Here is a 12,099-nt window from a genome sequence, read left to right as displayed (position 1 = left end):
CGGCCTGTTCGGCAACCCGTACCTCGCGGACTTCCTGCACCGGCTGCGCGTCCAGGCGTGGGTCTTCGTGGTGCCGCATCTGCGCCGCGCCCCGGACCTCAAGGGCCGCCTGTGGTGCCGCCACACGGAGCTCGTCGAGGCGGTCGCGTGCCAGGACGCCGCGCGGGCGCACGCCATCGTGGCGGAGTACAACACGCACTCCCTCGCACTCGTCGAGCGGCTGGCCCTGGGGTGACCGTGGCACCCGAGCCCGCGCCCGAGCCCGTTGCGGAGGCCGGGCCGCCGGGCCACGAGATCGACCTCTCCGTGGTCATCCCGGCGTACAACGAGGAGGACCGGCTCGGCCCCACCCTCGACGCCGTCCGCGCCCACCTCGACGGGAGCGGCCAGGGCCCCTGGGAGCTGATCGTCGTCGACGACGGCTCCACCGACGCCACCCGCGAACTCGCCGCCGAGGCCGCGGCCGCCGACCCCCGCATCACGCTCCTGACGGCCGGTCCGGGCGGCCGCAACCGCGGCAAGGGCCACGCGCTGCGCCGCGGCGTGCTCGCCTCGTACGGCCGCCGCGTCCTGATCACCGACGCCGACCTGGCCACCCCCATCGAGGAGCTCGACCGCCTCGACAAGGAGCTCGCCGCCGGGTACGCCGCCGCCATCGGCTCCCGCGCCATGCCCGGCGCCGTCATCGAGACCCACCAGCACAAGCTGCGCGAACTCCTCGGCCGCGCGGGCAACTTCGTCATACGGGCGGTCGCGGTGCCCGGCATCCGAGACACCCAGTGCGGCTTCAAGCTCTTCGACGGCGACAGCGCCCGCGCCGCCTTCGCGGACTCCCGCCTCGACGGCTGGACCATCGACGTCGAAGTGCTCCGCCGACTGCGCCGCCAGGGCCTGCCGATCGCGGAGGTCCCGGTCCGCTGGGCGCACCAGGAGGGTTCGAAGGTACGGCCGTACGACTACGCCAAGGTCCTCGCGGACCTGGTCCGGCTCAGGGTGCGGGGACTGCGCCGCGGGGATGTCGCCATCACGGCGCTGTTCCTGCTGTTCTCCGTCTTCCTCTACAAGAACCGGTGGCTGAGCCCGTCCGGCCCGTCCGGCCGCTATCTGCCGGACTCGCTCCAGGACCAGAACCAGTGGGAGTGGTTCTTCCAGGTCACCGCCTCCAACGTGACGCATCTGCGCAATCCGCTCTTCACGGATCTACAGGGCTTTCCGGACGGCGTGAACCTGATGGCGAACACCGTCATGCTCGGCCTGTCCGTGCCGTTCACGCCGGTCACCGTGGCGTTCGGTCCGGCCGTCTCGCTCGCGCTCGTGATGACGCTCGGCCTGGCCGCGACCGCCGTGGCCTGGTACTGGCTGCTGCGCAAACGGCTCGTACGGAGACGGGGCGCGGCCGCCGTCGGCGCGGCCCTCGCCGCCTTCGCGCCCCCGATGATCAGCCACGGGAACGCACACCCCAACTTCCTGGTCCTGTTCATGATCCCGCTGATCGTGGACCGGGCGCTGCGCCTGTGCGACGGGCAGCGGGTGGTCAGGAACGGCGTCGTCCTCGGCCTGATGGCGACGTACCAGATCTTCCTCGGCGAGGAGCCGCTGCTGCTCGCGGCGATGGGCATGCTGCTCTTCGCCGCGGCCTACGCCGTCGTACGCAGGGATGTCGCACGGGCCGCCTGGCGGCCGCTCGGCAAGGGCCTCGCGATCGCGGTGGCGACGGCGCTGCCGCTGGTGGCGTTCCCGCTGTACTGGCAGTTCTTCGGGCCGCAGAGCTACCACTCGGTGCTGCACTCGGGGAGCGGCAAAAGCCCGGCGAACAGCCCGCTCGCGCTGCTCTCCTTCGCCGCGCGCTCGCTCGCGGGCAACGCCGAGCAGGCCGACAAGCTCGCCCTGAACGTCACCGAGCAGAACGCCTTCTACGGCTGGCCACTCGTCGCCCTCGCCTTCGCGATCGTCGTACGCCTCTGGGGGCGCCCGGTGGTCAAGGCGCTCGGGTTCACGGCGGTGGCGGCCGCGGTCCTGTCCCTGGGGGCGGAGTTCCGCATCCCGCTCACGGATGTGGTCGTGCCGGGGCCGTGGCGGCTGCTGACGCACCAGCCTCTCTTCGAGTCGGTGATCGAGTCGCGGGTGGCGATGATCTGCGCGCCCGTGCTCGGTGCGCTGGTCGCGATCGCGGTGGACGGACTGCGCGCTGCCGCCCGGCCCCGGGCCCTGTCTTCGAACTCGCGTCGTCGCCCGAAGGGCGGCCGCGCCGGGGGCACCTCCCGCTCGAGCGAAGCCGAGAGCGGGGGAAGCTGGTGCGGCGATCGCAAGGCGCCGGGGCGCCCGCGTGGCGGAGTCACGTGGCCGCTCCGGCAACGCCGCGCGCGTGCGTGCCAGGCGCCGCGGGGCAGGCGGGAGTTTGACGACACGGCCTGGCCCCGGCGGGCAGCGGCTGGGGCGGCCGGGCTCGTGGCCGTGGCGGCGGCGCTGCTGCCCATCGCGCCGACGCCGTACCCGGCGGTCGACCGCATTCCGGTCCCGGACTTCTTCACGCGCGGCACCTGGGCGTCGTACGTCGACACGGCCGCGGGTGAGTCACTGGTCCCGGTGCCGCTCCCGGACCCGGGCAACGCGGAGCCGCTGCACTGGCAGACGGAGGTCCTGCACGGGGAGTCGGCGGGCGCGGATGGCCTCGGGTTCAAGCTGCCCGGTGGCTACTTCAACGGCCCCTGGGGCGAGGAGCGCATCGGCATCTACGGCGCCGCGCCGCGGCACACCTCCAACCTGCTGCGCGACGTGCGCTACTCGGGCCGGGTCCCGGAGCTGAGCCGCGCCTGGCAGGAGCAGGCCCGTGCGGACCTGGCGTACTGGAAGGCGGGCGCGGTCGTCCTGGCCCCGCAGCCGAACGACACGGCGCTGCGCGTCACCGTGGAACGCCTGCTCGGCGAGCGGCCGCGGTGGGTGGACGGGGTGTGGGTCTGGGACCTGGGGACGAGGGGTACGAACCCCCGATAGGGCACTACGCTGCCTGGAACGCCGCCCTGGATGAGTCTGCCCGAGGAGCTCTCTTGGCCTGTGACCTATGGCTGGTCCCCCTCGTCGACGTGCTGTGCCACAGCCCCGACAACCCCTTCGCGGAAGAGCTCGCGCTCTACGACAAGGCACTCGGCGACGCGGGTCTGCCCCCGGTCCCGGTCTTCTCCTACATGCCCGGCCTGTCGGGCGACGTGGCCCCCGTGGCGGGCTTCGACTACGACGCGCTGCATTTCCTGCGCCGGGCGTATCTGCTGCAACTCTGCGGGCTCGCGGTCACGCCGGTCGATGAACTGGGCGGGGATTACGAGCAGTTGCTGGAGATGTTCGAGCCGACGGCCAAGGAGTCCCACCTGGTCTGGCACTACGACCACGCCGGGGCGTATGTGCCCGTGGACTTCCCCGCGCCGCTGACGAACGACGAACTCCTCGCGGGTGGGGGGCCGTTGGGCTCGATCCAGGGTCTGCTCCGCGAACTGGAATACGTGGCCCCGTCGATCGGCATCGACCCGGCCAACCCTCCGGCGGCCCCGGCCGCCCCGCCGGGCCCCACGTCCCTGGAGGAACCGGCCGCTCCCCTCCCACCGGACGACAGCCCCTTCGCCCGCGAACGCCACGTCTGGCTGGGCCTCCACGCGGCCACGACCCGAAGCCTGGGCCAGGGCTCGATGCTCGTCTTCAGCTGACGGGGCCTTCCGGGGGCTTTCTTTGCCCCTGCCCCGCCCCTTCCCGGCTGTGTCGATATGCGGCTAACGCCGCGTGGGGGGGCTCCCGCCCCCAGCCCCCCTGTCCGCCCTGAACGGGCGTCGTCCTCAAACGCCGGACGGGCTGATATGCCCTCCCCGCTGTGGGGCAGTCGTTCTCCCTGCTGTGGGCAGTCGTTCCGCAGGGCGAGTGGGGTCTCCCCTGCTCGAACGAAGTTGAGAGCTTGGGGAAGGGTGGGCACAGCGCCCCGGCGCAGGGTGCGCATACGTGCGACCCACAGCACCCCGGCACGGGGCAACGCAACAGCCTCACCGTGGCTCCGGTGGCCGCTGCCGCGGCATGTTCGGCCGGGCTCCCGGGGGCAGCGGGGCGCGTGCGGGCGGTGGACCTTCGACCCGCCCCGCCCCGCAGGGCACCGCTGACTGCATTACCAGCGGCGCGGGGCCGGAGCGGAACTCCACCATCCAGTCCGTCGTCTCCGCGCGCACCAGCTCCGTCACGTCCTCCGAGAACTTCCGCAGCACCCCCAGGCACCGCTCCGCCGCCTCGCTCGCCGTCCCCTCCGTCGGCCCGAGCACCTCGCGCACGCTCTCCGACGCCCAGTCGAACTGGAGCGCCTGGAGCCGACGGTGCACGGCCTGTGCCGTGGCCACGTCCCTTATCCAGCCCGAGGTGAGCCCGAAGTACCGGTCGCACCCCACACAGGCCACCGCGAGCAGCAGCGCCACATACCCCCACGCCGCCACCCCGTCCACCAGCGACGACGTCAGGTCGAGCAACGGCAGCACACCCCCGGCCACCGCCCCGGCCGCCGACCCGGCCCGCAGCCCCCGCGCGGCCCGCCGCTTCCAGGCGCGGTCCGCCAGGTACCAGCGTGCGGTGCGCAGCGCGTTGTCCTCCACGAAGCGGTACAGCTCGTCGAGCCGCTCCGCGGGCTCACCCCAGTCGCCGAGCGGAAACGGCCGCCCGGTGAGGTCCCCGCCGCGCCCGTCCCGGCTCTTGGCGGTGCCCGTACCGTTCGTACCGCCCATACCGTTGCCCCCGGCGTTCGAACCCTCGCCCGGGCGTGGCCCCTCGGGCTGCATCTCCGGCTGGCTCACCCGGCACTCCCTCGACTGGTACGGCGCGCGTACGGCGTACGGCTGGGTTTCGACTGGTACTCCTGGGACAGTTGTGCAGCATCCTTCCTACCGCCCAATGGGTGGGCATGATCCCTGTTTCGACGCTTTTCCGCCCGGAAGTGGGCCTTGATCAGGTATAGGGCTACGACTTTCCTCACTCGAAAGAGTGCTGGAGCGCTCGGCCCCCCGAACACGTAGGCTCGTGCCAGGCGGGAAACCCCGCCCGCGTACGCCGTACGCACGCGGAAACACGGCCCCGTACGCGCAGCAAGCAGTCGGAGAGCCAGGAGCTGATCGTGATTCCCGGTGGTGGCCAGCAGCCCAATATGCAGCAGCTGCTCCAGCAGGCCCAGAAGATGCAGGAGGACCTCGCGAAGGCGCAGGAGGAACTGGCGCAGACCGAGGTCGACGGACAGGCCGGCGGCGGCCTGGTCAAGGCCACCGTCACGGGCTCCGGCGAACTGCGCGGCCTCGTCATCGACCCGAAGGCGGTCGACCCGGAGGACACCGAGACCCTCGCCGACCTGGTCGTCGCCGCGGTCCAGGCGGCCCACGAGAACGCGCAGGCGCTACAGCAGCAGAAGCTCGGCCCGCTCGCCCAGGGCCTGGGCGGCGGCGGAATCCCGGGTCTGCCCTTCTGAGGCCGGTTCCGGGGCCCGGCCCTGCTGCGGGTCCCGGGTCGGACCTTCTGCGGGCCCGGCGCACCAACTACCGTACGTACCAGGGAAGTAAAAGGAAGGCAGTCCGTTGTACGAAGGCGTGGTCCAGGACCTCATCGACGAGCTGGGCAGGCTGCCCGGCGTCGGTCCCAAGAGCGCGCAGCGGATCGCCTTCCACGTGCTGCAGGCCGAGCCCGCCGACGTACGCCGGCTCGCGCACGCGCTTCTCGAGGTCAAGGACAAGGTCCGCTTCTGTGCGGTGTGCGGCAACGTCGCGCAGGAGGAGCAGTGCGGGGTCTGCCGCGACCAGCGCCGCGACCCGTCGGTGATCTGTGTCGTGGAGGAGCCGAAGGACGTCGTCGCGATCGAGCGGACCCGCGAGTTCCGTGGCCGCTACCACGTGCTCGGCGGCGCGATCAGCCCGATCGAGGGCGTGGGCCCGGACGACCTGCGGATCCGGGAGCTGCTCGCCCGGCTCGCGGACGGCACGGTGACCGAGCTGATCCTGGCCACGGACCCGAACCTGGAGGGCGAGGCCACGGCCACGTACCTCGCGCGCATGATCAAGCCGATGGGCCTCAAGGTCACCCGCCTGGCCAGCGGCTTGCCCGTCGGGGGCGACCTCGAATACGCGGACGAGGTCACGCTGGGGCGTGCCTTCGAAGGGAGACGACTTCTCGATGTCTGACACCACGCTGCGGACCTCCCAGGCGGAGGCCGCGAAATCCGGCGGCACGTCGAAGAGCAACGGCCCGAAGGGCACGACGACCGGAACGCGGCGGGACACCAGCCCCGACGACTTCGCCGTCCAGATCGCCGACCAGGTCGAAAGCTTCCTGCTCTCCGTCGCCGAGGTGGCGCGCGGCGACGAGCCCGACTCGGCGATTCCGTATCTGCTCCTCGAGGTCTCCCAGATCGTCCTCGCCGGCGGCCGCCTGGGCGCCCACGAGGACATCGTCCCGGACGAGCGGTACGAGCCCGACCTGGGCCCGGAGGCCGATGTCGACGAGCTCCGCGAGCGGCTCGCCGAGCTGCTCGACCCGATCGACGTCTACTCCGAGGTCTTCGACCCGTACGAGCCCCGCAAGGCCCCCGTCGCCCACCGGATCTCGGACGACCTGGCGGATGTCGTCACCGATCTGCGGCACGGCATGGCGCACTACCGCGAGGGCCGCACCGACGAGGCCTTGTGGTGGTGGCAGTTCTCGTACTTTTCCAACTGGGGTTCCACCGCTTCGGCCTGCCTGCGCGCGCTCCAGTCGCTCGTCGCCCACGTACGCCTGAACCAGCCGCTCGAAGAGCTGGACGGTCTGGACACCGACCAGGAGCTGGGCGAGGAGGAGGAGCTGGCCGAGGAGGCGGGCAAGGTGATGGCGGAGGAGCTCGCGGGCCCGCTCGGGCTGCGCGACACCGTCCGCTGACCCGACCGCCCTGGCCGTTGACCCGACCGCCCTGGCCGTGAGGTAGGCCACTTTCCGGAGTGGGCCGCTCCGCAGCGGGCAGGTGCCATTCCGGAGCGGGCCGGACCGACCCGTGATCACGTTGTGAGCGGGACATCTCATGATGCGATACAAACGGGGCGTAAACGGCCCGCTCGTTAGACTGAGCCGACCGCCGATTTGAATTGAGCGAGGAGCGCACGTGGGCCTTGTCGTGCAGAAGTACGGAGGCTCCTCCGTAGCCGATGCCGAGGGCATCAAGCGGGTCGCCAAGCGCATCGTTGAGGCCAAGAAGAACGGCAACCAGGTGGTTGCCGTGGTCTCCGCGATGGGCGACACGACGGACGAGCTGATCGATCTCGCCGAGCAGGTATCGCCGATCCCTGCCGGGCGCGAGCTCGACATGCTGCTGACCGCGGGAGAGCGGATCTCCATGGCCCTGCTGGCCATGGCAATCAAAAACCTGGGCCACGAGGCCCAGTCGTTCACCGGCAGCCAGGCAGGTGTCATCACCGACTCGGTCCACAACAAAGCGCGCATCATCGATGTCACGCCGGGCCGGATCCGGACCTCCGTCGACGAGGGCAATATCGCCATCGTCGCCGGTTTCCAGGGCGTCAGCCAGGACAGCAAGGACATCACCACGCTCGGTCGCGGTGGTTCCGACACCACGGCGGTGGCCCTCGCGGCCGCCCTCGACGCCGACGTATGTGAGATCTACACCGATGTCGACGGCGTCTTCACCGCCGACCCGCGGGTCGTGAAGAAGGCCAGCAAGATCGACTGGATCTCCTTCGAGGACATGCTGGAGCTGGCCGCGTCCGGCTCCAAGGTGCTCCTGCACCGGTGCGTCGAGTACGCCCGCCGTTACAACATCCCGATCCACGTCCGGTCCTCCTTCTCGGGGCTCCCCGGGACCTGGGTCAGCAATGAGCCGCCGCACAGCAAGCAAGGGGAGCAGCAGGTGGAGCACGCCCTCATCTCCGGAGTCGCACACGACGTCTCCGAGGCCAAGGTCACGGTCGTCGGGGTCCCGGACAAGCCGGGCGAGGCCGCGGCGATCTTCCGCGCCATCGCGGACGCCGAGATCAACATCGACATGGTCGTGCAGAACGTCTCGGCGGCCTCCACCGGCCTGACGGACATCTCCTTCACGCTGCCCAAGACGGACGGCAAGAAGGCCACCGGCGCCCTTGAGAAGATCAAGCCGACCGTCGGCTTCGACTCGCTCCGCTACGACGACCAGGTCGCCAAGATCTCCCTGGTCGGCGCCGGAATGAAGACCAACCCGGGCGTCACCGCCCAGTTCTTCGAGGCGCTCAGCGACGCCAACGTGAACATCGAGCTGATCTCCACCTCGGAGATCCGTATCTCGGTCGTCACGCGTGAGGACGACGTCCAGGAGGCCGTGCGCGCCGTGCACAGCGCCTTCGGCCTGGACAGCGACTCCGATGAGGCCGTGGTCTACGGAGGCACGGGCCGCTGATGACCCGGCCCGGCGACGGCACCCGCCGGTCCGCCCCGACCCTTGCCGTGGTCGGGGCGACCGGCGCCGTCGGCGCGGTGCTGCTCCAGATCCTGTCCCAGCACGCGGACATCTGGGGCGAGATCCGGCTTCTCGCCTCCGCGCGCTCCGCCGGGCGCAAGCTCACGGTGCGCGGCGAGGAGGTCGAGGTCGTCGCGCTGAGCGAGGACTGCTTCGAGGGTGTGGACCTCGCCCTGTTCGACGTACCCGACGAGGTCTCCGCTCAGTGGGCGCCCATCGCCGCCGCCAAGGGCGCCGTGGTCGTGGACAACTCCGCCGCTTTCCGGATGGACCCGGACGTACCGCTCGTGGTGCCCGAGGTCAATCCGCACGCGGCCCGGGTGCGCCCGCGCGGCATCATCGCCAACCCCAACTGCACGACGCTCTCGATGATCGTCGCGGTGGGGGCGCTGCACGCCGAGTTCGGCCTGCGTGAGCTGGTCGTCTCCTCGTACCAGGCGGTCAGCGGCGCCGGTGCCGCGGGCGTCGCGGCGCTGCGCGAACAGCTGAAACTCGTCGCCGGTACGGAACTCGGCACCTCACCCGGCGACGTACGCCGCGCCGTCGGCGACGCCACCGGGCCCTTTCCCGAGCCCATCGCCCTGAACGTGGTGCCGTGGGCCGGTTCGCTCCAGGACGACGGCTGGTCGTCCGAGGAGCTCAAGGTCCGCCACGAGTCCCGGAAGATCCTCGGCCTGCCCGACCTGCCGATCACCGCGACCTGCGTACGGGTCCCGGTGATCACGACGCACGCGCTGACCGTCCACGCCCGCTTCGAGAACGAGGTGACCGTGGACCGCGCCCACGAGATCCTCTCCACCGCCCCCGGCGTCGTCCTCTTCGACAACCCGGCCGCGGGCGAGTTCCCGACCCCCGCCGACGTGGTGGGCACCGACCCCACCTGGGTCGGCCGCGTCCGCCGTACCCTCGACGACCCCACGGGCCTCGAACTCTTCGTCTGCGGCGACAACTTGCGCAAGGGGGCGGCGCTGAACACCGCGCAGATCGCGGAGTTGGTGGCGGGAGACTTGGGCGGGGCCTGAGGCGGGGCCTGGGGCGGGGCCTGAAGCGGCACGTCTTACCGCTGTGGGCACCTGACTGCTTCGATTGCCTACGACCTGTGCGGCGCGCATGTGCAGCCCCTGTGTAAGTTGTGGCCGACGCGGTCAGAGAGGCCGGGGGCGAGGAAGTCGCCCCCCGTTTCCTGGAACCGCACACCACGCGGAGCGCGTCTTTGGGGTCGCCCTCCGAGGCGCCGCGTCAATTGGGGCATAGGGGAGGAGCGGTTACGTATGGCGATATCTAATGAACCGTCATGGTCACCACCGCACACTGCATCTGTACCGCCTCCCGCGTACAACCCTGACGGGGGGAAGCGTGTCAAACAGACGTGGCAGAGGTACTCGACTTCACGATCGTCCACCCCCATGCGGGCCGCGCGGCCGTACGACCGCCGCGCGGGGGCATGCCGGTGATCGCGCCCATGCCCGCGGCACGGCCGGCCATCCCGTCCCAGCGCGAGGGCACTGACGACGCCATGGCCTCGGGCACCTCCGTCGACCACCTCACCGAGACCTACCGCGCGCACTACCGCTCCCTGCTCGGGCTCGCCGCGCTGCTCCTCGACGACACCGCGTCGTGCGAGGACGTCGTCCAGGAGGCGTTCATCCGCGTGCACTCCGCGCGCAAGCGCGTCCGCGACCCCGAGAAGACCCTGGCGTACCTCCGCCAGACCGTCGTGAACCTCTCCCGGTCCGCGCTGCGCCGCCGCATCCTCGGCCTGAAGCTGCTCTCCAAGCCGATGCCGGACATGGCGAGCGCGGAGGAGGGCGCGTACGACCAGCTGGAGCGGGACGCCCTGATCAAGGCAATGCGCGGGCTTCAGCGCCGCCAGCGCGAGGTCCTGGTCCTGCGGTACTTCGCGGACATGACCGAGGCCCAGGTCGCCGAGACGCTCGGCATATCCCTGGGTTCGGTGAAGGCGTACGGCTCCCGCGGCATAGCGGCCCTGCGCATCGCCATGGAGGCGGCGACATGAGCGGCCGGGGGCCGGGCCGCGGCGACCACGGCGACGATGGCGGTTACGGCGGTTACGGCGGTTACGGCGGTTACGGCGGTTACGGCGGTTACGGGGATCACGCGGATCACGGGGATTACGGGGATTACGAACATCAGCACGGCAGGGACGAAGCGGTGAACAGCGGGCCGAACGAGCCGGATGAGCCGAACGAACCGGATGAGCCGGGGAGCCAGCGGGGCGAGCGCGGGGTGGGGGACACGACCGCGAAGCTCCCGGGATGGGCGAAGGATCCCTCGTACGCATGGGCGGACCGACAGGACCGACAGGACCGAGCGGACCAGCCGGATCAGGGGGATCGGCCGGATCAGCGGGATCAGCTGGATCGGGCCGATCAGAGTGACCCCGGCCCGGCCTCGGCCTCGGCTTCGGCTTCGGCTTCGGGCAGCGAACCGGCGCCGGAGGACCTGGCCCCCGACGAACTCGCCCTGCGTCGCCTGCTGCGTGGCGCGGTCCAGGACCTGGAGCCCGCCGACGCCGCGCTCGACCGGCTGCGCCACGAGGTTCCGGCCCGCCGGGCCCGCAGGCGGCAGGTTGTCGTAGGCGTGGCGGCCGCGGCGCTCTTCCTCGGCACCGCGGTACCGGCCCTGGTTCACGTCACCAAGAGTCCGGACACGGCGGGCCCCTCGACCGCGGTCGGCCACACCTCGCAGGTGCCGGGCGGCCAGGGTGCGGGCACGGACCCGGAGGAGGGCACGCAAGGGGGCGCCAAGTCCACGGGCAAGCAGAACGAGCGTGGCAAGGACAAGGGCGACAAGCCGGGCGGGGGCGCTGGCAGCACGGCGGGACCCTCGGCCGACGAACCCTCCAGCGGCGCCGACCCGTCCCCCAGCGTCGCCGCGACCGTGGCCGCGTGCAGCGCGACCGAGCTCGGCAACGCCACCGGGAGCACCGCGCCGCCGGACGCCGACGGCAAGGTCTACGGCGCCTTCCGCGTGGTCAACACCTCCGGCGAGGTCTGTGCGGTACGCGGCTCCGGCTCCGTCGTCTTCGCGGCACAGGGCGCGGCGGACGCGTCCAAGATCAGCGTGGCCGACCGTACCGAGGGCGACCCGGCCACCGGGCTGCCCGCCCCGTCCGAGACGTCCTCGGAACTCGTCCTCGAGCCCGGTGCGGCGTACGAGGTGAAGTTCGCCTGGGTCCCCTCGGAGTCCTGCCAGGGCACGGGCGCCTCCCCGGACCCCAGCCCGACCCCGTCGGACGGCGCCAGCGGCGGCACGGAGCAGGGAGCCCAGGAGGAACCCCGGGCCGCAGCCGCCGACGACGGCCAACAGAGCGGCAGCGTCACCCTCACCCACACCGCGGAACCGGGCGCCCCCAGCGCGGACACCACGATCCCGAATGCTTGCGCGGGGACGATTTACCGGACGGAGGTTCTGGCGGCTTCGTAGAGCTGGGGTGTTCCGGGTGTTCCGGGTGTTCCGGGTGCTTCGTAGGGCTGGGGTGTTCCGGGGGCTCCGTAGGCGTGCGGTGCTCCGGGTGACTCGGGTGACTCGGGTGACCCGAGGCTTCGGCGGTTCGGGGCCCAGGAGGGGGACCGGAACGTCAGGCCCTGCCGGCG

General features: G+C 71.5%; 11 protein-coding genes. 10 read left to right on the top strand and 1 reads right to left on the bottom strand.

The window, feature by feature from the left end; genetic code table 11:
- The 3 genes from ACWD10_RS36835 to ACWD10_RS36825 all read left to right on the top strand — a co-directional run.
- Positions 1-235: FCD domain-containing protein (locus ACWD10_RS36835; protein ID WP_451098074.1), on the top strand; the 235-nt coding region annotated here is incomplete at its 5' end.
- Between the two features lie 2 nt (positions 236-237).
- On the top strand, positions 238-2,994 hold the full coding sequence (locus ACWD10_RS36830) for a dolichyl-phosphate beta-glucosyltransferase (protein WP_451098073.1): 2,757 nt from the start codon (positions 238-240) through the stop codon (positions 2,992-2,994).
- Between the two features lie 53 nt (positions 2,995-3,047).
- Positions 3,048-3,698, top strand: coding sequence for a hypothetical protein (locus ACWD10_RS36825; protein ID WP_451098072.1), 651 nt, complete (start codon positions 3,048-3,050; stop codon positions 3,696-3,698).
- 327 nt (positions 3,699-4,025) lie between these two features.
- Here ACWD10_RS36825 and ACWD10_RS36820 read toward each other — a convergent pair whose 3' ends face one another.
- Positions 4,026-4,817, bottom strand: coding sequence for an SLATT domain-containing protein (locus ACWD10_RS36820; RefSeq protein WP_451098071.1), 792 nt, complete (start codon positions 4,815-4,817; stop codon positions 4,026-4,028).
- Between the two features lie 317 nt (positions 4,818-5,134).
- On the opposite strand from ACWD10_RS36820, the gene ACWD10_RS36815 reads away from it, so the two are divergent.
- The 7 genes from ACWD10_RS36815 to ACWD10_RS36785 all read left to right on the top strand — a co-directional run bounded on the left by ACWD10_RS36815 (position 5,135) and on the right by ACWD10_RS36785 (position 11,929).
- A complete protein-coding gene (locus ACWD10_RS36815) occupies positions 5,135-5,479 on the top strand; it encodes a YbaB/EbfC family nucleoid-associated protein (protein WP_451098070.1) in 345 nt (114 codons plus the stop codon).
- Between the two features lie 106 nt (positions 5,480-5,585).
- Positions 5,586-6,185 (top strand): recombination mediator RecR, encoded by a 600-nt coding sequence (recR, locus tag ACWD10_RS36810; RefSeq protein ID WP_451098069.1) that lies wholly within the window; start codon positions 5,586-5,588, stop codon positions 6,183-6,185.
- Positions 6,178-6,918 carry a DUF5063 domain-containing protein gene (locus ACWD10_RS36805; RefSeq protein WP_451098068.1) on the top strand — a complete coding sequence of 247 codons (741 nt, stop codon included), beginning with the start codon at positions 6,178-6,180 and terminating at the stop codon, positions 6,916-6,918. The genes recR and ACWD10_RS36805 overlap by 8 nt, the downstream gene beginning before the upstream one ends.
- A gap of 220 nt (positions 6,919-7,138) precedes the next feature.
- Positions 7,139-8,422 carry an aspartate kinase gene (locus ACWD10_RS36800; protein WP_451098067.1) on the top strand — a complete coding sequence of 428 codons (1,284 nt, stop codon included), beginning with the start codon at positions 7,139-7,141 and terminating at the stop codon, positions 8,420-8,422.
- Entirely contained in the window at positions 8,422-9,504 is a 1,083-nt protein-coding gene (locus ACWD10_RS36795; RefSeq protein WP_451098066.1) for an aspartate-semialdehyde dehydrogenase, read from the top strand. Before ACWD10_RS36800 ends, ACWD10_RS36795 begins: the two co-directional genes overlap by 1 nt.
- A gap of 422 nt (positions 9,505-9,926) precedes the next feature.
- Positions 9,927-10,499: a SigE family RNA polymerase sigma factor gene (locus tag ACWD10_RS36790; RefSeq protein ID WP_451098075.1), complete on the top strand. Its 573-nt coding sequence runs from the start codon at positions 9,927-9,929 to the stop codon at positions 10,497-10,499.
- Entirely contained in the window at positions 10,496-11,929 is a 1,434-nt protein-coding gene (locus tag ACWD10_RS36785; protein WP_451098065.1) for a hypothetical protein, read from the top strand. Before ACWD10_RS36790 ends, ACWD10_RS36785 begins: the two co-directional genes overlap by 4 nt.
- The last annotated feature ends 170 nt before the right edge of the window (positions 11,930-12,099 follow it).

The organism is Streptomyces sp. NPDC002851 (assembly GCF_053591935.1).
The sequence above is the reverse complement of the archived record's forward strand: the minus strand, read 5'-3'. Positions and strand labels throughout refer to the sequence as shown.